The sequence below is a fragment of the Paenibacillus sp. JT22N1 genome (genome assembly GCF_059692155.1).
In genome coordinates this window covers 1-21,780 of sequence record NZ_JCAUAW010000002.1, presented here as the reverse complement: position 1 = coordinate 21,780, position 21,780 = coordinate 1, and the positions used below count along the sequence as shown (strand labels likewise).

Below are 21,780 nucleotides of genomic sequence, written 5' to 3'. Positions count from 1 at the left end.
CTAATCGATATGAGCAGGATAATAACGGAGCGGCTTGTGGTTTCCTTGCTGGTCATTCTTGGTTCCTTAATCCTTGTTTTCTGTATTCTGTATGTACTTCCGGGAGATCCCGTACTCTCGATGGTCGATCCATCATCCATGACACCGGAGGCCATTGCCAACTTAAGGCTTCAACTGGGATTGAATGAGCCCTTCTATGTCCAATTTGGTCGCTACTTCCTAGCTATGATTCACGGAGATTTCGGTAAGTCTTTACTGAATAGTGAACCTGTGCTGCCCAAAATTATTAAACATCTCCCAGCTACAATGGCACTAACTTTAGCTAGTACACTCATTTCCACGATTATTGGTGTAGGGCTAGGCGTACTTTCCGCTATACACCGCAACCGATGGATTGACGTTCTAGCCCGCATCGTAGGGCTGTTCGGTATATCCATGCCAACCTTCTGGTCGGGGATCCTGTTGATTCTCATCTTCTCCGTATCCTTAGGCTGGTTCCCCGCGATGGGGTCGCAAGGGTTGATTACTCTTGTCCTTCCTTCGCTCGCACTCGGCTTTGTTGGCGCCGGCTTCATCGTTCGCATGGTTCGGAACTCAATGTTGGAAGTCATCAATGAGCATTTCATTGTGACGTTGCGTGCGAAAGGGCTATCGGAACGATTAGTGATGTATCGACATGCGCTTCGCAATGCGTTAATTCCTGCTGTTACCATTATCGGTATTCACATTGGAGACCTGATGGCGGGTACCGTTGTGATCGAAACCGTATTTTCTAGACAGGGGATTGGGAGAATTCTTGCGGATGCCATCATGTCCAAAGATTTGCCGGTTGTTCAGGGCGTTGTCTTTTTCTCAGCCATCATCTACGTCATTGTAAATTTGCTTGTGGATATTTCTTATGTATTCATCGATCCACGGGTGCGTCGAACACAATAATGTGCCAATGAAACCATATTGGAGAGGAGATTGGGTATGAAAGAAGTGGTTTCCACAAGGGCTATTTGGCAGAGGCGTAAATGGCAGCTACAACTTCCGAAGGCATCTAGTAAAATTAGCGCCACGGAAATACTCGTTTATTTAGCGGCTATTGTGACTTTGTTTATGATAGGATGCGCACTTTTTCCGCAATGGATTGCTCCTTATGCGCCCACGGCGATGCTTACCGATCAAATTCTGAGCGCGCCAAGTAAAGCTCATTTGTTTGGTACGGACTATTTTGGCCGAGATGTCTTTAGTGTTGTCGTGTATGGGAGTCGTGACTCCTTATTCATTGGTTTTGCTTCTGTACTCGCAGGAGGTTTAATAGGCGGATTCATTGGTGCGGTTGCTGGATATATCGGTGGTGTTATCGATACGATCTTCATGCGGATCATCGATGTTCTCATGACCATTCCTGGCATCCTATTAGCTTTAGCCATTGCTGCGGCTCTTGGTCCTCATTTATTCAATCTTATCTTTGCAGTTGCAGCAGCGTCCATTCCACAATATGCAAGGGTAATGCGCGGTCAGATTCTGAGCATCAAGAATCGCTCATTCATTACAGCTTCGCGATCGATAGGTGCTTCTAATGTGCGAATATTTTTCCGCCATGTCTTGACGAATGCTTGGTCACCACTCTTGGTTATGTCTACGATTGGTCTGGGATCATCGATATTGGTTGGAGCAGGACTAAGCTTCCTTGGTCTAGGGGTGCTCAAAGAGATTCCAGATTGGGGGACACTCTTATCACAAGGAAGAGGCTATCTGACGGTGGCATGGTGGATATGTACGTTTCCAGGACTAGCGATCACCTTATTTGTATTATCGGTTAATTTAATTGGAGATAGACTGCGCGACTCCATGGATCCAAAGCAGAAAAGGGCATAGCAAGGGGGCGGCGCAAATTGAAACAACTGCTTGAGATTGAGAATTTAAGTGTTCAATTTACAACGAATAAAGGGTCGTTCACGGCAATTCAAGACGTTACTCTGAACATTGGTGCAGGCGAAACTGTCTGTCTCGTGGGCGAATCCGGCAGTGGCAAATCGGTGACTTCCAAATCGGTCATGCGCTTAATTGATTATGAGAATGGTGTGATTTCCGGCGGTCAAATCGTGCTGGATGGTGATGATTTAACCACTTTGTCACAGAAAGAGCTTCGGGCATTACGTGGGAAGAAGATGGCGATGGTGTTTCAAGAGCCAATGGCTGCTTTTGATCCGGTGTTTACAATTGGCAGTCAAATCACGGAGGTTATCATTCAGCATAAACAGGGCAATCGAGAACAAGCCTGGGAGCGGGCTGTCCATTTATTGAAGCGTGTCGGCATTCCTGAGCCTGAAATCCGGATGAACCAATACCCGGGCGAGCTGTCAGGGGGAATGCTGCAGCGGGCAATGATTGCCATGGCTCTTTCTTGTAATCCACAGCTGCTTATTGCGGATGAACCCACAACGGCGCTTGATGTGACGATTCAAGCGCAAATTCTTCACCTGCTGCAAGAGCTTAAAGAAGAATTTAACATGTCGATTCTCTTGATTACACATGATATGGGGATTGCCGCTGAGATGGCTGATCGCATCATCGTGATGTATGCAGGGCAGATCGTGGAACAGGCAACGGTACAGCAGCTATTTACCAAACCCCATCATCCATATACACGAGGATTGCTTCGCTCGATTACGACGATGGATAGTGATCGTTCAAACCGACTTTTCTCCATTGAAGGAACGATACCTCATTTATCGGATCTCCCTACAGGATGTCGGTTTCATCCTCGGTGTCCTTTTGCGACGGATCTTTGTAAGAAGGATAGCCCGCCTCTTCAATCCGTGAATGGACGTCTAGCCGCTTGTTGGTATTCGGAGGATTTAGTCAAACTGGAAGACTGGCAGCAGCATGCAGCGCCCACAGATACGGCTGAAAGACCTGGAAAGAATGGACGGACCATTCCTGAGTTAGGAGAACAGGACACAGCTAAGGAGAAGCTTTTCGAGGTAAAGGGGCTAAGTAAATTTTACCCGATAGGAAAAGGGACGTTTAACCGTTCAAAGGCCTATATTCGCGCTGTTGACGACGTTTCTTTCTCGATTAAGAAGGGTGAGACCTTCGGTTTAGTCGGCGAATCTGGCAGCGGTAAATCAACCCTGGGCCGGGTGCTGCTGCAGCTGGAGAGAGCGACGGAAGGAAAGGTTCTATTCGAAGGGAAGAATTTATCCGAGCTTTCGGCCAAAGGACTGCAGGGAGCACGTCGTGATATGCAGGTCATTTTCCAAGATCCATACGGTTCGGTGAACCCGCGTTGGAAAGTTGGCGATATCATCGGCGAGCCCTTCGATGTACATGAATCTTTCAGCAAGGCTGAGAAACGCGCTAAGGTGGAAGAACTATTGGAGTTAGTTGGTTTGAATCGCTCCATGTATGATCGATTTCCTCATGAGTTTTCGGGAGGTCAGAGGCAAAGAATTGGTATCGCTCGAGCCATCGCCCTCCATCCCCAATTCATACTTGCCGATGAAGCGGTATCTGCCTTGGACGTATCCGTACAGGCGCAAATTGTTAATTTAATGCAGGATTTGCAGAAAAAATTGGGGTTAACGTACCTATTTATCGCTCATGGCTTAAATATTGTACGCCATTTATCGGATCGTATCGGTGTGATGTATTTAGGAAAGCTTGTTGAAATTGCGCCAAGTGAAGAGCTGTTCCTTCATCCATCTCATCACTACACGAAGGGACTGCTATCCTCCATACCTTCACCTGATCCATCTAGGAAAAGAGAGTGGTTTGCGATTGAAGGAGAAATTCCATCCCCTGCGAATCCGCCATCCGGCTGCCGATTCCACACCAGGTGTCCCGCAGCAACGGCAAGGTGTAGAGAGGAGCAGCCGGAGCTGCTCCAATTGCGGGAAGGTCATTGGACGGCCTGTCACTACCCCTTGTAAAAATATAGAGAATATTCGTTTAGGCAAGTCTTTACTTCAGCGGGATAATACCCGTTTTCTTTTCGGATTAAAACATAGTTAAAACGTAGGAATAGTCATATATGGATAAATCTAATAGACATTACTCAGGAGGCATTTAATCATGAAAAAATTCACGGTACTTTCATCCCTTATTCTTACGGCTGCATTCGCAGCAGGATGTGCGGCTCAAACCAAAACGGCCAACACGACACCATCCGCCGGGGCCGCAGCCATAGGTGCTGCTACAGCAGCACCTGCAGCACAAGCAACAGAAGCACCAAAAACGGTTAAAAAAATTGTGGTGGGAACAGGTACACAATTCCCGAACATTTGCTTTATTGATGATAAGGGCAACCTTACGGGTTATGATGTAGAACTTGTCAAAGAAATCGATAAACGACTTCCTGAGTATGAATTTGAGCTCAAAACAATGGAATTCAAGAACCTTTTGCTGAGCTTGGAGACGAATAAAATCGACTTCATTGCTCACCAAATGGAAGTGAACGAGGAAAGAAAGCAGAAATTCCTTTTCAATGATGAAGCCTATAATATATTCCCGAACAAAATTATCGTTCACAAAGACAATAATACCGTTAAATCCATTGATGATCTTAAAGGTAAGAAGTTATTGGTAACAGCAACAAGCAACGCGGCTGTATTAGCAGAAAAGTATAACAAAGAGCACAACACCGGAATTAATATCGTTTATACAGGAGCAGGTGAGGATGCGAAATCACTCATCAAGCAAGGTCGTGCGGATGCTTCGATTAGTACACAGTTTGCGATTGATTTCGTTAATAAATCGGTAGATGCACAGCTGAAAACAGTAGGAGAGCCGCTTTCCAACTCCAAAGTTTACTTCATTTTACGCAAGGATCAAGAAGAGCTAAAAAAGAAAATTGACGAAGCTGTGAAAGCCATCAAAGCAGATGGAACACTCGGTAAATTAAGTACGCAGTGGCTGGGAGCCGACTATACCGTGGGTAGCTAGATGGGGAAATCATTCGATATTACTCTTGTTGCTGAGTTTCTGCCGAAGCTGCTCTACTACCTGCCTTTGACCCTGCTCATTCTTGTAGCATCACTCACATTAGGTCTCATCCTAGGCACGTTGATCGCCCTAACTCGGTTATATCGTATTCCGGTGCTTAGCCAACTATCCATCGTGTATGTATCGTTTATTCGTGGAACACCGATTTTGATCCAATTATTTCTTGTTTTCTATGGCTTGCCAATGCTGCTTGAGATTATCGATATCAATATTTCTCGATGGGATCCGATCTATTTCGTGATTATTACCTATGGGCTTAGTATTGCCGCTTTCAAATCTGAAAACATCCGGGCGGCTGTGAATGCCGTCGATCGAGGCCAGACTGAAGCTGCTTATGCAGTAGGTATGACCGCTAAACAATCCTTTACTCGAATCGTTGTGCCGCAAGCTTTGCTTATTGCCTTCCCTAACTTTGCGAACTCGGTGATTGGTTTCCTCAAAGATACGTCGCTGGCTTTCTCGATTGGGGTCATGGATATGATGGGGCGTGGACAAACATTGATTGCGGCTACGGCTCATACGTTGGAAGTTTATATCAGTTTAACGATCATTTATTACGTAACTGTATTAATTTTGGAAAAAGTATTTAAAGTGACGGAGTTCAGGCTGCAAAGGCATGAGCGTTCATTAGCGGGGTGAGGTGAGGACATGAAAATCGATATTGTTTTTATTTATACGGCCTTTTTCCAAATATTAAAGGCATTACCGTTAACCTTGGTGTTGACCTTCATCCCGCTTGTTATCGGCTTCGGCATCGGTTTATTAACGGCTTTCGCTCGTATCTACAAAGTGAAATATGTACATCGACTCCTAGATTTCTACGTATCCTTTCTACGCGGGACGCCGATTCTGCTTCATATTTTTGTCATCTACTTTGGGATGCCGCTCGTCATCGATCGGTTGTCTGCGTATTACGGATGGGGTTTCAAATCGTCATCGATCCCTTCTCTGCTCATCGTGTTGACAGCATTTTCTATCACGGCCGGTGCCTATATGTCAGAGATTATTCGATCCGGCATCTTATCGGTGGACCGAGGTCAAATCGAAGCCGCCCATGCCATTGGCATGACAACACCTCAAGCGATCTGGAGAATCGTAGCTCCTCAAGCGATTGGCGTTATTTTACCCAATTTGTGCAACATTTTTGTTGGATTCCTGCATACATCATCGCTTGCCTTTACGGTGTCTCAAATGGAGCTCCTTGGCAAAGCAAGCGTTGTTGCTTCAGTGAGCTTAAAATTTCTCGAGGCATATATTGCCGCAGCCTTTATTTACTGGGGGTTGACTTTGTTAGCAGAAAGACTCACTTCATTTTTGGAGAAAAAAGTAACGGTCTACAATCGAGGAGGAGTCGTATGATTCGGTTAACAACTACGCGCAGCGATTGTATGAGAAAGGAAGTGTGACTAATGCCAACCTCATATGATGTCATTGTCATAGGTGCTGGCTCGATGGGCATGAGCACTGGATACCACTTGGCTAAAAACAAGGTGAAGGTATTATTAATCGATAAATTTGATCCACCCCATGTGGCAGGCAGTCATCATGGGGAGACTCGCCTTATCCGTCATGCCTATACAGGCAGTTCCACCTACACGGCAATGGCGCTTAGATCCGACCGGCTGTGGAAGGAGCTTGAGGAAGCAAGCGGACAGCGGCTGCTTGTGCGCTGCGGGGTTCTGAATATGGGAGCTGCAGAGTCCCTTCATATGGGGAGTAAATTAAAGTCTACAGCTGCCTTTGGACTGAAGGTTGATCAACTGGACGCGGATGAAATTCGTAAACGTTGGCCGGGCGTAAATCCACCAGATTCCTACATAGGCTTGTATGAACAGGAAGCGGGGTTTCTGTACAGTGAAGCTTGCGTACGCGCCTATCGCCAGCAAGCTTTGGCCGCAGGTGCAAGACTCCTGGTCAACACACCAGTGACAAGCATTAAGATAGGAAAGAGCGGCGTTACCGTACAGACACTAGATGGGGCCTATCACGCAGATCAGTTAATCTTATCTGCCGGGGCATGGTTTAGTAAGTTAAATGCCATTATTGATCTGCCGATTCGTTCCGTTCGTAAAGCAGTCGCTTGGTTCAAATCGGATGAATCTCTGTATGATTCGGCTAGGTTTCCAGGTTTTACATTTGGCGCAGAAAATGGCGGGTTCTATGGCTTCCCTAGCATGGACGGTTCCGGCGTCAAGATTGGTCGGCATGATGCCGGTCAGCCTTGGAAGCCAGGACAACCCTTCGAACCGTTCGGTCATTATGCCGATGATGAGAGGGATCTGCGGCAAGCCTTGAAAGCCTTTCTGCCACAAGCTGCGGGTCAAGTGCTTCGGGGAGCCGTTTGTAAATATGAATTAACGCCTGATGAACATTTTATTATAGATCGCCACCCGGATCATGCTCATGTCCTAGTGGCTGGCGGTTTCTCAGGTCATGGCTTTAAGTTCGCAAGTGTAGTTGGAGAAATATTATCAGATCTTTCAAGGGAAGGCATAACCGAACAAGATATCTCTCCTTTTGCCTTATCCAGGTTCTCGGCGAGAGATGACCTTGCTGCCCATATCAACTAGGAAGGTGACCTATATGAGTGAGATTTATCGATTGGCGACGATTGAAGATGCAGAAGAACAATACAAAGTCATTGATGGCGCCTATGAGTCGATTCGTGAATTAGGTATTACATTTAGAGCCGCGAATGCGGATATTGACTTGATTCGGGAGAACCTTTTAGAAAATACAAGCTATGTCTTGGAAATTGACGGCTCTATTGCAGCCACCATATCATTGAAAAATTTGCCGGAACTGACCGAGCTGCCTTTTTTGTATTGGTTTGCTGTCTTGCCTGAATTCAAACATCAAGGTGTCGGCAATCGGCTTCTGACTTATGTCGAAGAGGTCATAGTCAGAGATACCTTGTTATCATCCGGTGTTGTCCTTGCAACGTCGAAGAATCATCCTTGGCTGCTTCCGATGTATGAACGTAAAGGTTATCAAGCCTTTCATGAAAGGCCGCTAGGTGAAACGGATACGTTGGTTTTCCTGAAGAAGACTTTATTCGACCAAGTTCAACTTGCCCAATAAGTAATGCGTCAAGACAGTCGGGAGCCATTCTGACTGTTCTTTGCTATTCTGTGCTTAAATATGTTACAGTTAAAAGGAGGTGATCGAGCATGTTAAAATTGGGGATTTTGGACCAATCACAAATAGGAGAAGGTCGTAACGCCGCGCAAACGCTGGTTGAAACGACCGAGCTGGCGCAAGAGGCTGATAAACTTGGATATACGCGTTACTGGGTGTCGGAGCATCATGCTTCTGAGGCGCTTGCTCACTCAAGCCCAGAAGTACTTATTGCTCATTTAGCTGCAAAAACGAATCGGATTCGCTTAGGGTCAGGCGGTATCATGATGCCGCACTACAGTGCATACAAAGTTGCAGTAAATTTCCGCTTGTTGGAGGCGCTGCATCCGGGAAGGATCGACGTTGGTCTGGGGCGTGCGCCAGGCGGCATGCCCATCTCGACGCGAGCGCTGCAAGAGGGGAAATACACGAGCGTAGATCAATACCCGCAGCAAGTTGCAGACTTGACAGGGTATTTATATGATTCGCTGCCTGCGAACCATCGCTTTGCTGCACTGCATGCTTCTCCAATTATTCCGACAGCACCGGAAATTTGGCTGCTCGGTTCTTCCTACGACAGTGCCAGTATTGCTGCTAAACAAGGGGCTGCATTTGGTTTTGCACAGTTTTTTGGCAATGCCGATTGTGAACAAGCGCTGCAGATTTACCGCGAGGAATTCAAACCGTCTATTTTGAATGAAAAGCCACATTCGCTTGCAGCGGTTTTAGTCGTTTGTGCCGATACGGAAGAAGAGGCGAATCGACTGGCGACGAGTACGGATTTGTTCTTCCTCTCCCTTGGCCGCGGTGCGTTGCTGCCCTCATTCCCTTCCGTTGAAACGGCTATGAATTATCCGTATACAGAAGCTGATTTGGCGCTAATACGTGGTCGCCAACACAAGCGTATTGTGGGTACTCCTCAGCAAGTAAAAGCGGAGATTCTCAAGCTGAACGAGGCGTATAAAGCAGACGAGTTTATGGTCGTTTCTCCGATTCATGATGTGGATGCACGCATTCATTCTTATCGTTTATTAGCCAAGGCGTTTGAGCTGCAAGGGTAATGTTAGCGTAAAGTATGGCCGTATGGAAATTGGCTCAATCATTCAGAAGCAGCACACCGATTAACGGTGGCTGCTTTTTTCTATGATTATCGTATCCTTACTTCCGTTGCATTGGCGTACAGCCTTTGTCATGAATACATAATTTTGGATAATTAAAGGAAGAATAGGGATGAGGGTGGTGAAGTTTCGTTGCTATTTTCAAACTGGTTCGGAAAGAAGAAGTATCGTTCGGTTCCAGAGCAAATTAATCAGCCGCTTAGTGACTCGATAAGTGCTTCGTTGGCGCAAAATATAACCTATTTACATAGTCAGTTCAGTCAAACTCCCGATCTGGTTGTGCGGCATTTTATCATCAAAGAGTCTGGGGACCAAGCTGCGCTAGTCTACTTGGTTGGACTCATAGATAAAAACGCAATCAATAATAATGTGCTTCGGCCTCTTCAATTTGAAACGGGAAGCGGCGATTCGGAATATGGCTTTACGATAAATGTAGGTCAAATCAATCCATTGTTATCTTGGCCTCAAGTTGAGACTGCTATTTTGCATGGCAGCAGTATTCTCTTTATTGGCGGACGAACGGAAGTCTACGCCTTAGGAACGCAAGGGTGGCCGCAGAGAGCAATTGAAGATCCACAAATTGAGGCTTCTTTAAAAGGAGCACATCAAGGCTTTGTTGAAACAGGAAGCCAAAATATTGCTTTAATCCGTCGCTATATTCAAAATCGTGAATTGAAAATGAAAGAGCTGATCGTTGGACGAAGAGGGAACAGTTTAGTTTCTATCTTATATTTAGCAGATGTCGCGAATCCTGAGATGCTGAAAGAACTGGAAGATAGGATTCAGCAGCTTGATGTCGATGTCATCCTTAACACAGGTGAGTTGGCAGAGAGGATCGAGGACAATCCGTATTCCCCATTCCCGCAATTTATTACGACGGAAAGACCAGATGCTGCAGCTTCACAAATATTGCAAGGAAGATTCGCTGTTGTCGTCGATCGTTCGCCAAGCGTGTTGATCGCACCAGTGTCATTTATATCTTTTTTTCAGAACATCGACGACTACAGTACACGCTGGTCGATTGCTACTTTTATACGGCTGCTGCGGATATTGGCGTTTTTCGTCGCTATATTTTTGCCGGCATTCTACATTGCCGTCATTTCCTATAATTTCGAGATCATTCCTGTTAAATTACTGCTCACGATTGGCGAGTTCAGAGGAAGAGTGCCCTTTCCGCCATTTGTAGAAGCGATCCTCATGGAGGTGACTTTAGAAATGATGCGTGAGGCAGGTGTGCGCCTGCCCGCTCCGGTCGGGCAAACCGTTGGCATTGTTGGGGGGATTGTCATTGGGCAGGCGATCGTACAGGCAGGACTCATCAGTAATATCATGGTGATTGTCGTTGCCTTTACGGCTATTGCATCGTTCATCCTGCCCAATTATGATATGGTCGCAGCCGTCCGGCTTATCCGCTTCGGCATGATGATAGCTGCTTCCATGTTCGGCATTGTTGGCATCATTATTGGTTTGATGACGATGATCGGACATCTGATTGCTCTCGAATCGCTTGGAACCCCGTACAGTACCCCTTTCGCGCCGGTTCGTTTTGCTGATTGGAAAGATACGTTCATTCGTTTACCGTTGTGGATAATGGGCAAGCGACCTCTAGGCACAAGAGCGACCCAATCGAAGAGGCAAGGAACAAATCGTCCAAAAGGTGATGGGAAATGAAGAAATATGCTTACAATGAGATCACCTCTATGCAATATATTTTTCTTAATAGCGGCATACAAGTGAGTGTATTCTTTTTGGCAATGCCGCGAAAATTAGCCGAGAAGGCAGGCACGGATGGCTGGATCGCACTTATCATCGGCTGGGCTATTACGGTTGCGGCAAGCTTGATTGTTATTCAGGTGATGAAAAAGCACCCCGAAGGAACATTATTTGATCTAATAGCACGATATTTGGGCAAATGGGCAGGAAAGGCGGCTGCCATCTTTTTTGCCCTTTATCTCTTTTACTACGCTTATACTGGGATCGTTGAGGCGGTTTTGCTCACGAAGGCATGGCTTTTGCCGCAAACTTCGGCATCTACCGTCATGCTATTATTGCTCATTCCCACTTATGTGATTGCACGTAATGGACTTCGCGTCTTGGGCAGATATGCGGAACTTGTTTTTATGATCTCTTTGTGGATACCATTTGTATATTTATTTCCGCTAAAGGATGCCCACTGGCTCAATATGGTTCCCTTATTAAAGGAAGGATGGAAACCTGTATTCTCAGCGGTACCTACAACGTTCTTTTCTTATATCGGATTTGCTACCACGTTTATTTTGTATCCTTTTTTGAAGAACAAACAAAAAGCTTCTAGCGCTATCATGATCTCCGATACACTAACGATGCTTGGATATTTGTTCATTACCGTTATTTGTTTTGTCTATTACAGCCCGGACGAAATTCAGAAGTATAACGAACCTGTGGTTAATATCTTAGAAGCCATTGAATTTAATTTTGTAGAACGGATGGAAGTGCTGTTTATTGCGTTTTTTTTGCTTATTTTTTCATTAGCGTGGATACCCACTATATACATGGGCGTTTTTTGTACAAGCTGGCTGCTCGGAAAGCAGGATCACCGCAATCATTTGCGGATACTGTGGTTGTTCACTGCTGTGAGCACGTTTTTCTTCATACCAACTTTTAATCAGAGCGATCGCATGAATGATTTTCTCATTCAGATTGGTTTTGGAATCGAATATGTTTTTCCCGGTTGTTTACTCGCATATTTATGGATGCATGATCGTTTTCAGTGGGGGAAGCGCTTATGAACAAGCGGCTCCTTCATCTTATACTCATCGCCACGGTTGTCGTCATTATTGCGAGCTGCAGTGACAAGTTAGATATGGAAGAGGCTACACATGCTTTATTAGTAGGTTTTGATCTCGATAAAGAAAACGAGTTCATTATATATAGCACATCTCCAGTTTTCAGCAAAAATGTCAAGAAAAAAACGCGTGAACTTAGAGTGAAACCACAGACGAATCGTCAATCAAGAGGAAAACAAGACAGTTATACAGATGGTGTTTTCCAAGGGAGAAGTATTCAAGTCCTACTAGTATCTAAGCGAATATTGCAGCAAGAAAATTGGTTCCAATTAACGGATGTTTGGTTTCGCGATCCGAAAAATCCGTTAACGCCAAGGATCATTGCTTTCGATGGACCTCTCTCTGAAATCATCTACCTGAACCCGAAAGATCAGCCGATGATGCCTTTATTGCTGAGGGAAATGGTAGAAACGAAGAATGCCCGATCGGAAACGGTAAAGACGACTTTACAGGGGCTGCACCAACAACTACGTGAAAAGGGTGTCACTCCTATCATCTCTGAAGTTCGAATGAAAGATAAGCAGATTGCGATGACAGGGACGACATTGTTGGATCATAAAGGGAAATTTGCTGATTCTCTGAACATGCAAGAAACTACTCTACTGCGCATTTTGAAAAAAAATACAAAAAAGAGCGTCAACTTAACAATTCCCATTTCCGGCGAAATGAAGATTGGACCATTCCATACAGATAAATTAAGTTTAAACGTGGATGAAATAAAGGTGAAAATCAAGACCTCCTTCCTCAAGGACAAATTTCAGTTCGATATTCACATTACCATGCGCGTTGGACTATCGGAGCTTTTGTTCCCTTACGACGTACGTAGTCAAGGAAAAGAGTTGGAGAATAAGATTACCGAACAAGTGCAAATGCAATTTGAAAACCTCATCAAGAAAATACAAACGGATAAAATTGATCCGATAGGGCTCGGCCTCTATGCGCAAGCGCATGAATATAGCCATTTCAAGAAAGTGGAAGATCAATGGGGTGAAACGCTGGCCAATACGGATATTCATGTTTCCGTGAAAACAATCATAGGAGCTATGGGATCAGTGAAGTAACAGCCTTGTATGCATACGATGCAGCTTCTTAATGGAAAGCTCTATAGGGGGACAACAAGTGAAAAAATATGCCTTGAATGAAATCACCTTCATGCAGTATATCTTTCTCAACTTTGGTATGGTTGTAAGTATCGGATTTTTATCGCTGCCGCGAGTATTAGCCGAAAAGGCAGGGACTGCAGGCTGGATTGCGCTCATCTTCGTTTGGGTCCTCTCCATAGTGGGGGGTCTAATCGTCATACAAGTAATGAGTAGGTACCCAGACGGTACCGTGTTAGATCTATTGTCGATGTATTTGGGCAAATGGGCAGGCAAAGCGGGGGCCATCCTTTTTGCCCTCTATCTCTTTTACTACGGATACACAGGTCTCGTATATACGATATTGATTACAAAGCAATATCTTCTGCAGCATACCCCTGCTTATATCATTATGCTTCTGCTGCTCATTCCCACTTATGTTATTGTGCGGAACGGACCACGCATATTGGGCAGATATGTGGAAGTGATTATACTCCTATCTCTTTGGATCCCCTTCGTTTAGTTGATCCCGCTTAAGGACGCTCATTGGCTCCGTCTGCTTCCTGTGCTTAAAGAAGGATGGAAGCCTGTTTTCGCAGCGTTACCTGGCACTTTATATTATCATATAGGTTTTTCAACCACGTTTATTTTGTATCCGTTTCTCAAAAACAAGCGGAAGGCTTCAGTAGGAATCGTTATCTCGTATACACTGACGATGCTCATGTATTTGCTAATTACCGTTACCTGTTTCGTCTATTTCGGTCCAGATGAAATTATCGCGTACAACGAGCCGACGATCAATGTATTGAAAGCTATCGAGTTTAAGATTATATCACGGATCGAAGTGCTATTTATCGCGTTTTATTTGCTTATCTTTTCATTGTCATGGATACCCACGATGTACATGAGCGTTTTTTGCACAACTTGGCTAATCGGAAAGCAGGACCACCGTAGTCATTTGCGGCTGCTTTGGCTATTCATCGCTGTGGGCACGTATTTCTTCATGCCTACTTTTTTTCAAAGCGAACGGATGAATACTTTACTTGGTCAGATCGGTTTTGTTGTCGAGTACATAGTGCCTGGTTGTTTACTCCTGTATGTATGGATACATGATCGTTTGGGGTGGAGGAAGCACTTATGAACAAGCGGCCGCTGTACGTTTTGATTATTTTCATGATTATTATCGTTATTGTTCCGGGGTGCAGTGACCGGTTGGATATGGAAGATTCCACAAACAACCTCGCTCTTGGCATGGATCTCGATAAAGACAACAACTTGCTTGTATTTTTGAATAGCCCTTCTTACGGTAGAGATATCAAGAAGAAAACATTAGAAGTCGAAGTGAAATCGCTAACGATTCGTCAATCGAGAGAGCAGCAAGATGAATTTGCACCAGGTGTAATTACAGGAAGAAAGGTTCAAGTCATGCTTATCGGGAAACGCATCTTGGAACATGAAGACTGGTTCCGGATACTTGACGTCTTTTTTCGTGATATGAAAAATCCATTAACACCCAGAATCATCGCAGTCGATGGATCTATTTCCGACATTATATATCTACATCCGAAAGATCTGCCGATGTTACCTTTATTGTTGCGGGGGATGGTCGATACGAAGAGCGCTCGATCGGAAACGGCAAAAACAACACTGCAGCAGCTTCATTGGCAAATGTATGAGAAGGGGGTTACGCCTTATATTTCCGAAATTCAGTTAGACAAGGCCAAACAGATCAAGCTGGTTGGCGTAATGCTGCTTGATCATAAAGGGAAATATAAAACCTCGTTGAACACAGAGGAAACCGGTTTACTTCAAATATTGAATAAAAATGCCAAGAAACCTGTTAGCTTTACACTTCCGATTCCTGGTGAAAAGAAGAGCGGTCCATTCCATACAGACCATTTAAGTATATCGGTTCAAGGAATGAAAACGAAAATAAAAACCTCGTATAAGCAGAACAAGTTTCGGTTCGATATCAACATTAAAATGCCAGTCGGTATTACTGAACTTTTATTCCCTTTTGATGTACGAAAGAATGGAAAAGAGTTAGAGAAAATGATTTCTGAACATATGCAAAAGCAATTCGATAACCTCATCAAAAACATACAGAAGCATCAAATCGACCCAATCGGACTTGGTCTCTACGCTCGGGCCCACGAATATAGTCAATACAAGAAAGTGGAGGATCATTGGGGAGAAGCGCTATCGAAGGCGGACATTCACGTTTCCATTAAGGTGATCATAGGAAGTATGGGGCCCGTGAAGTGACTGGTCTTGGAGCAGGTACCCCTTTTTGACAAAAAGTAGATAAGGTTTTGAAGTAAAAATTTGCGTTTTTTTCTTCGTGCCTTTACACTTAAAACAAAAATGGAGTGGTGAAATGAGTAAAGGCAGAGTTTGGAACAAGGGTAAACGCAACGGGGGTGGCGGACCAGCGCCTGGAACAAGTTATAAGGAAAAGCTCGCGGCCACCATGCAAGCGGAAGGTAAACCCGCCCCGATTATCGATCTTAAGAATCCGATTAACCAGGTTCAACGTATGAATCGTGAGAATTGGGTCGAGAGACCCGTTCGTGTTAACCGTGAACAACCTAAAAAATAAGGCAGATAAGCCTATCCAGACACTTTATGAGTGTTGGGGGGGCTTATTTTTTTTTGGAGGTTTAGCCCTGTTAAGAAGTGGAGATTTGGATTGTTTTCTGGTATGAGTGATTTGGACAATATGAGAGTGGCTGTCCAAAAAGTTTTCGAAGATGTCTGAGAGATAGGCAGTACACGCAGAGTTTGCCGCCCTGTGACGCAATGATGAAAAGTATCGTTACAGCATTAAAACGAAGTTTGAGCTCCATTGCAACAATGTAAAATATCGTTCCATCAATCTTTTATGAGCCGTTATACTCCCAATCGCCCTCCTAACGATGTAAAACATCGATGCAGCAATCGCAATGCGACCTCAACTTGAATCTAACGATGAAATACATCATTGCAACAAATAGGCTGTGCAAAAAGTACATCAACCTTAATAAACGCACTCGCTCACTCGCTCACTCTCACGCTCACACACACACTTTTGCTCTCGTCCAAGGCAAGTGTAAGCCGTTTATCCTTATTAGTAGGTAGTTACTCCAAATTCACATTAAACAACCGTCCCGATTGATAGTACGGGTAATCCATCTTTTGTTGAACTTGTTGCACGAAATGAGAGTCAGTGAGCGATTCAATCACGAATAATCCTAAGTCAATGGAGGCAGAAACGCCGCCACCGGTAAAGAGATTCCCGTCTCTGACGATTCGTTTTTTTACAACTTCGGAACAGTACGGCGTCAATAAATCGTAGGCGGAAGGATTGGTGGTTGCCTTTTTTCCATGCAGGAATCCGGCTGCACCTAGTAACAACGCACCAGTACACACAGAAACCTTGTAAGTCACATTAGCTGAGGTTTGGAGCCAAGAGATGAAGGCAGCGTCGAATCTTAGGCTTCTCGTTGCAAATCCGCCAGGTACAAACAGGAGATCGTATCCTGATAGATCGGGATAGACATGTGTTACCTTAACGGTTAAGCCTCGGTCGTCCGTAATTTCCCCCTTATTGGAGCAGAAATCCCAAGAGACATTCTCTTTAGCTCCCAAAATGCCCATCCATGTGATAGCTTCATAAAAGCCGGTAAAATCTAACGCAGTTACCCCATCAAAAAGTACGAATGCCATTTTCATAAACAGCCACCTGACCTTTCTACTGTCATTGAAGCACAAAAAAGCACTTGATCAAGGATCAAATACTTTGCCCAGGCGTACGGCTGTTTGCAATGTGCTCCCTCATGGTTATCCATGTTTACGCCAGTCACACATCGGTTCAATTTCTATAATCTTACAATTGCTCGCACCGAAATTCAATATCTTTTTTCAAGTGATGACCATGACTTAAACCCTTAACGTCCCCATATGAATGGAAGAGGCGTTTGTTGCGCACTTCATAATGGCCGACAAGCAGGGAGGGAAAGACTTATGAAATCGGTTTTTAAGCTTGAAGTAGAGGAAGCGAGGGTCATGATCGCAGCAGGCATACAAGCGGCAATAGAAGCGAATGCAGCCGAAACGATATGTATCGTAGACGATGGCGGGTATCTAATTGCGTTAGAAAGAATGAATGGCGCTCGCAATACGAGCCCGGAAATTGCCATGGCTAAGGCGTTTACTGCTAGCGGTCACAGGCGATCAACACATTTGTTCAATCAGCCAGGTGGCCCTGCGACAATCCATGGTGAGGCATTTGGTATTCATGCGATGATGCCGGGCAAGTTTGCTATTTTCGTCGGGGGATTTCCGATTGTGGTGGGCGGCAGTGTCATTGGCGGAGTCGGCGTAAGTGGTGGGAATGGTGAGGATGACATAGCGGTGGGGGTTGCGGCGTTAAAGGCGCTGCAGTCTTATTTGGGTAACGCGTACGAAGTTATGACAGAACCAGATATAAAGAAATAGGCGTAATTCCAAATAGGAGGGCCCCACTCCCCCCAATGATAGAGAGAACGGGGCCAATTTATTAAGTCAAAAGGCTTCTCACGTATTGAACGGTTTCGTCAATCGTATCATCAGCAAGCTGTTCTAAGGAGATATCGATGCCTGGTTTTGCCCGGTACAGCTTTTCCAAAAACGATTTCGTTTGGAAAATACCCTTACCAGATCGTACCTCTTTCCGCTTGTCGTTCTGAATGACAACATCCTTAAGATGGGCGAGGACAATCCGGTCACCAAAAGCAGCAAATGCCTGATCAAGGAAAACATCTTGTGAATCTATTGCTGTTGGCGGGAGCAGGTTAATTGGATCAAACACAACCCCCAGATTGCTGGAAGGAATCTCATCCAGAATTCGAACCATTTTCTCACTGCTAGATAACGTGTGAGTGAAAACAGGTTCGAGTCCGATGAAGACACCCCAACGTTCCGCTTCTTCTGCTAATTCTTCAACTGTTTGCTTAAGGGTTGCCCAACCAATGGCCTCATAACGCTCGGAATCCTGCGAGAGGTAAGTCGTTAGTTCAGCCGTTTCCGTCGCAACGATAGAAGTACCAAAGTCTCTGGCGAAACGCAGATGCTCTTTGAACCGGTTGATTTCATGACGCCGCTGCTGCGGATCTGGATGAATCGGGTTGATATAACAGCCAAGTACGCCAATCCTGATACCAGAACGTTGGAATTGCTCACCAATGTGGTTGGCTAGAGCAGGGCTAAGCCTACCGAGGCTGGTGTCAATATCACTAATTGCTTTGCTGAGTGCCAGTTGAACGAAGTCAATGCCTCGTCCGCTTATCTTCTCTGTTAATTGCTTCAATGGAAGATGGCCGACGGTATGGGCTAACGTACCGATACCCATCTATCTAGCCATCCATCCGCCGTCCACGCACAGTACGTGTCCGTTCATATAATCCGACGCATGTGATGACAAGAAAACAACAGGACCTTTCAAATCCTCTGGTGAGCCCCAACGGCCTGCCGGGATTCGATCTGTAATGGATTGTGTGCGTTTCTCATCTTTGAGGATAGGTGCTGTATTATTAGTCGTCATGTAACCAGGAGCGATGGCATTGATCTGGATGCCTTTCCCAGCCCACTCGTTGGCTAATGCTTTGGTAACACCAGCAATAGCATGTTTACTTGCTGTATAACCAGGAACATTGATACCGCCTTGGTAGGTCAGCATAGAAGCGATGTTCACGATTTTACCGCTGCCGCGCTCAATCATGTGACGGCCTACTAGCTGACACAAGAAGAACGCAGAGTTCAAGTTCAGATCTATGACATCGTGCCAATCTTGACGCGCATGATCGACAGCCGGCGTACGACGGATGATTCCGGCATTATTCACGAGAATATCGATGCTGCCGTAGATGCCGATAGCTTTATTTACAACATCCTCAAGGATGTCTTCGTTGCTAAGATCAGCTGCGATCAGCTCGGCTTTGCCGCCTAAAGCTCGGATGGCTTCGACCGTTTGCACGCTTTCAGAAGAGGAAACGGCAATGATATTAGCGCCTGCTTCTGCAAGACCGATAGCCATCGCTTGACCAAGACCGCCGGAAGCGCCGGTTACGAAGGCCGTTTTGCCTGATAAATTAAAAAGTGTCATGAAGGGTACTCCTTTTCACTATTGAGTTACGATCTGGATGCCAGCATCACGAAACTGCTGGGCGGTATCCGTCGGTAGGGCACTATCCGTTAGAATCATGTCTACTTCGGACAATGCTGCAAACGTTCGCAAGGCACATTGTCCGAATTTGTTGTGATCGGCAACGGCGTAAACCGTTGCGCTCGATCCAATCAATGCACGTTTATAATCGGCATGATCACTCGTGTAGATGGTAAAGCCATGCTGCAAATGAACACCAGTGGCAGAAATGAACGTTTTCTGAATGTTGAGCGTGTTTACATATGCCACGGCTTCAGGACCTGCAAGCATGTTGCGCAGACGGTAGCCGCCTGGAACAACCAACCGAATTTCTTCCTTATGCAGGAGCTCGGAAATAATATATAAATCATTCGTTACAACTGTAAGCGGCTGATTATCCAGCCGCCTAGCAATTTCAAGTGTTGTACTTCCGCCATCAAGCGCAATAATATCTCTTGGCTGAATGTATCGCAGAGCAATCGTTGCAATTTCGGATTTCTGATCGGCATGCTTAATGATCGGCTCTTTTGTCGAAAGTATGCCAAGCTGATCACTCTGAGCAAGCATTGCGCCACCATGAATGCGGACAAGCAGCCCTTTTTCTTCAAGTTTGGCCAAATCTTCGCGAATCGTTTTACCTGTAACGTCCAGGCGTTCACTAAGCTCGTTAACGGTTACTTCTTTCTGCGCTAGAAGTATTTCCATAATTGTTTCATATCTGCGTAAAGGGTTCATCGGTTGTCATCCGTTTCTAAATAGAGGTTACCGACTATTTTAAATCTTTCATGGCCACAGCGTCCATATCATCAAAAATCTGATTTTCGCCAGCCATGCCCCAAATAAAGGTATAGTTGTTCGTGCCAACACCGCTATGAATGGACCAGCTTGGGGAGATGACTGCTTGCTCATTGCGCATAACCACGTGACGTGTTTGCTGCGGTTCGCCCATCATGTGGAAAACAACAGCATCTTCCGGCATGTCAAAGTAGAAATAAACTTCGGAACGACGATTGTGTGTATGAGAAGGCATTGTATTCCACATGTTGCCTGGCTTCAGAAGTGTCATACCCATAACGAGTTGACAGCTTTTTACGCCGCCTGTGTGGATGTATTTGTAAATCGTACGCTCATTAGAAGTATTGATGCTGCCTAAGTGAGTAGGAGTAGCTTCGCTGATGGCGACTTTCACTGTTGGATATGTTTGGTGAGCTGGCGTTGAATTAAAGTAGAATTTCGCTGGCTCGGCAGCATTTTCACTTGCGAATGAAAGGTCCTTCGCCCCAAGACCAATATAAATGCAATCTTTGGAATCCATATTGTAAACCGTTCCATCAACGGTGATCGTGCCTCTGCCGCCAACATTAATAATACCGATCTCGCGGCGCTCTAAGAAATAATCAGCAGCCATTTCTTTCTTGTCAGCTTGCAGTTGAAGTGCGCCTGTAATAGGAAGCACGCCACCAATGATGAAACGGTCAACGTGGGAGTACACTAATTTAATTTCGTTAGGTGAGAACAAAGAATTAATTTGAAACTCAGCTTGCAGGCGTTCAGTGTCAAATTGCTTTACTTCATTCGGGTGTGATGCGTAGCGGATATCCATCGGTTAATCTCTCCTCAAAATCGGTTTATTTATGTTGATATACGTTCATATAGGTTTAATTTACTCCATTAATGGGGTTTAGGCAAGGGTTTTTGGACCTATGTTTCAAAAGTTTCAGTTAGTGTGGATAAAGTCTGCTCATTAAGTAAACAACAAACAAACGAGACTGTTTTACAATTAGGAGGTTAGCGCATGGATAAAAATCATTATTTCGATCACGTATGTAACGACACGATTCCCACTCTACCTGAGGAAGAGGCCACAACACCAACAGATATGCTGAGTGAGGCTGTCGAGGAAATCATGGATAATGTGAAAAAGGTGTTCTCGACCAGCGAACCCGATGACCGGGATTAGGAGTTGGTATTGCTTCTTCCGAGGATGGGAGAGCGCCGAAAAAAGGACCTTGTTGTCTACAAGTGTAGATAACAAGGTCCCTTTTTTCATTTGGGGTTAGGGGTAAGTCGACGATGCTTACCTTATTTAGGATAGTTTGCAACGAAAATTTGCTAGGCTAAGTGAGATTGTGGATATGCATAATCACTCGGTAAGTAACTATTCCTCACAACTGGTAGGCATGACTCCAAAATCTGATTTTAGAGTCATTCAGCTTTCGTGAGGGTAGATGGGCAATCGTGATTACCATTGTTGTATATTCTACAACAATTCACACGCCAAAAGGCTATTTGGCAACTTGAAGTTGCAGTTTGTACAACAATTCTAGCCCATTTATTGCGAAATGGCCTATATAGGACCAAATTATTGTACATAACTCCTAGGCCCCCTAAATAAACTGGAGTCCTCCCGTTAAATAAATTAAACTTATTTACAAAGGGGATGATCCGGGATGGGAAAAAGATTAGGAGAAGAAGTACGTTTGAAA

At 45.0% G+C, this 21,780-nt stretch carries 21 protein-coding genes, 1 pseudogene and 1 riboswitch; of the genes and pseudogenes, 17 read left to right on the top strand and 5 right to left on the bottom strand.

All coding sequences use genetic code 11. The features are described 5' to 3' along the window. Positions 1-9 precede the first annotated feature (9 nt). The 15 genes and pseudogenes from AC58UU_RS03930 to AC58UU_RS03860 all read left to right on the top strand — a co-directional run bounded on the left by AC58UU_RS03930 (position 10) and on the right by AC58UU_RS03860 (position 15,733). A complete protein-coding gene (locus tag AC58UU_RS03930) occupies positions 10-936 on the top strand; it encodes an ABC transporter permease (RefSeq protein WP_497313210.1) in 927 nt (308 codons plus the stop codon). Positions 937-972: 36 nt separating this feature from the next. Further along, positions 973-1,866: an ABC transporter permease gene (locus AC58UU_RS03925; protein ID WP_497313208.1), complete on the top strand. Its 894-nt coding sequence runs from the start codon at positions 973-975 to the stop codon at positions 1,864-1,866. A gap of 17 nt (positions 1,867-1,883) precedes the next feature. Further along, positions 1,884-3,923 (top strand): ABC transporter ATP-binding protein, encoded by a 2,040-nt coding sequence (locus tag AC58UU_RS03920; protein WP_497313206.1) that lies wholly within the window; start codon positions 1,884-1,886, stop codon positions 3,921-3,923. A 142-nt stretch (positions 3,924-4,065) separates the two neighbouring features. After that, the gene (locus AC58UU_RS03915; protein WP_497313204.1) at positions 4,066-4,935 is read left to right on the top strand and encodes a transporter substrate-binding domain-containing protein; all 870 of its coding nucleotides are present in this window, start codon (positions 4,066-4,068) and stop codon (positions 4,933-4,935) included. Next, positions 4,936-5,634, top strand: a complete 699-nt coding sequence (locus tag AC58UU_RS03910) for an amino acid ABC transporter permease (RefSeq protein WP_497313203.1) — start codon at positions 4,936-4,938, stop codon at positions 5,632-5,634. 9 nt (positions 5,635-5,643) lie between these two features. Continuing rightward, positions 5,644-6,354, top strand: coding sequence for an amino acid ABC transporter permease (locus tag AC58UU_RS03905; protein WP_497313202.1), 711 nt, complete (start codon positions 5,644-5,646; stop codon positions 6,352-6,354). 50 nt (positions 6,355-6,404) lie between these two features. Continuing rightward, entirely contained in the window at positions 6,405-7,565 is a 1,161-nt protein-coding gene (gene solA, locus AC58UU_RS03900; protein ID WP_497313200.1) for an N-methyl-L-tryptophan oxidase, read from the top strand. 13 nt (positions 7,566-7,578) lie between these two features. Continuing rightward, positions 7,579-8,076, top strand: a complete 498-nt coding sequence (locus tag AC58UU_RS03895) for a GNAT family N-acetyltransferase (RefSeq protein ID WP_497313198.1) — start codon at positions 7,579-7,581, stop codon at positions 8,074-8,076. A gap of 89 nt (positions 8,077-8,165) precedes the next feature. Continuing rightward, positions 8,166-9,173 carry an LLM class flavin-dependent oxidoreductase gene (locus tag AC58UU_RS03890; protein WP_497313197.1) on the top strand — a complete coding sequence of 336 codons (1,008 nt, stop codon included), beginning with the start codon at positions 8,166-8,168 and terminating at the stop codon, positions 9,171-9,173. Between the two features lie 189 nt (positions 9,174-9,362). Continuing rightward, positions 9,363-10,901, top strand: a complete 1,539-nt coding sequence (locus AC58UU_RS03885) for a spore germination protein (RefSeq protein WP_497313195.1) — start codon at positions 9,363-9,365, stop codon at positions 10,899-10,901. Continuing rightward, positions 10,898-11,998: a GerAB/ArcD/ProY family transporter gene (locus AC58UU_RS03880; RefSeq protein ID WP_497313194.1), complete on the top strand. Its 1,101-nt coding sequence runs from the start codon at positions 10,898-10,900 to the stop codon at positions 11,996-11,998. Before AC58UU_RS03885 ends, AC58UU_RS03880 begins: the two co-directional genes overlap by 4 nt. After that, positions 11,995-13,116, top strand: coding sequence for a Ger(x)C family spore germination protein (locus tag AC58UU_RS03875; RefSeq protein ID WP_497313192.1), 1,122 nt, complete (start codon positions 11,995-11,997; stop codon positions 13,114-13,116). Before AC58UU_RS03880 ends, AC58UU_RS03875 begins: the two co-directional genes overlap by 4 nt. A 31-nt stretch (positions 13,117-13,147) precedes the next feature. Further along, a pseudogene (locus AC58UU_RS03870) lies at positions 13,148-14,275 on the top strand (GerAB/ArcD/ProY family transporter). Next, on the top strand, positions 14,272-15,399 hold the full coding sequence (locus AC58UU_RS03865; protein WP_497313190.1) for a Ger(x)C family spore germination protein: 1,128 nt from the start codon (positions 14,272-14,274) through the stop codon (positions 15,397-15,399). Before AC58UU_RS03870 ends, AC58UU_RS03865 begins: the two are co-directional and overlap by 4 nt. A 112-nt stretch (positions 15,400-15,511) precedes the next feature. Beyond that, the gene (locus tag AC58UU_RS03860) at positions 15,512-15,733 is read left to right on the top strand and encodes a hypothetical protein (protein WP_497313188.1); all 222 of its coding nucleotides are present in this window, start codon (positions 15,512-15,514) and stop codon (positions 15,731-15,733) included. Positions 15,734-16,251: 518 nt separating this feature from the next. Here the strand turns inward: AC58UU_RS03860 and AC58UU_RS03855 are convergent. After that, on the bottom strand, positions 16,252-16,845 hold the full coding sequence (locus tag AC58UU_RS03855) for a DJ-1/PfpI family protein (RefSeq protein ID WP_497313186.1): 594 nt from the start codon (positions 16,843-16,845) through the stop codon (positions 16,252-16,254). Positions 16,846-16,907: 62 nt separating this feature from the next. Further along, positions 16,908-16,986, bottom strand: a riboswitch (ZMP/ZTP riboswitch). A 150-nt stretch (positions 16,987-17,136) separates the two neighbouring features. On the opposite strand from AC58UU_RS03855, the gene AC58UU_RS03850 reads away from it, so the two are divergent. Beyond that, positions 17,137-17,610, top strand: coding sequence for a GlcG/HbpS family heme-binding protein (locus AC58UU_RS03850; protein ID WP_497313184.1), 474 nt, complete (start codon positions 17,137-17,139; stop codon positions 17,608-17,610). Between the two features lie 61 nt (positions 17,611-17,671). Here the strand turns inward: AC58UU_RS03850 and AC58UU_RS03845 are convergent, their stop codons facing one another. Genes AC58UU_RS03845 through kduI form a run of 4 tightly spaced genes read right to left on the bottom strand, consistent with a single transcriptional unit; the run spans position 17,672 to position 20,897 of the window. Beyond that, positions 17,672-18,502, bottom strand: a complete 831-nt coding sequence (locus tag AC58UU_RS03845; protein WP_497313182.1) for a sugar phosphate isomerase/epimerase family protein — start codon at positions 18,500-18,502, stop codon at positions 17,672-17,674. Further along, on the bottom strand, positions 18,503-19,255 hold the full coding sequence (kduD, locus tag AC58UU_RS03840) for a 2-dehydro-3-deoxy-D-gluconate 5-dehydrogenase KduD (RefSeq protein WP_497313180.1): 753 nt from the start codon (positions 19,253-19,255) through the stop codon (positions 18,503-18,505). It abuts the gene before it with no gap. An 18-nt stretch (positions 19,256-19,273) separates the two neighbouring features. After that, the gene (locus tag AC58UU_RS03835) at positions 19,274-20,029 is read right to left on the bottom strand and encodes a DeoR/GlpR family DNA-binding transcription regulator (RefSeq protein WP_497313178.1); all 756 of its coding nucleotides are present in this window, start codon (positions 20,027-20,029) and stop codon (positions 19,274-19,276) included. 34 nt (positions 20,030-20,063) lie between these two features. After that, on the bottom strand, positions 20,064-20,897 hold the full coding sequence (gene kduI, locus AC58UU_RS03830; RefSeq protein ID WP_497313177.1) for a 5-dehydro-4-deoxy-D-glucuronate isomerase: 834 nt from the start codon (positions 20,895-20,897) through the stop codon (positions 20,064-20,066). 192 nt (positions 20,898-21,089) lie between these two features. Between kduI and AC58UU_RS03825 the strand changes: the two genes are divergently transcribed. Beyond that, a complete protein-coding gene (locus tag AC58UU_RS03825) occupies positions 21,090-21,254 on the top strand; it encodes a hypothetical protein (RefSeq protein ID WP_171689425.1) in 165 nt (54 codons plus the stop codon). Positions 21,255-21,780: the final 526 nt, after the last annotated feature.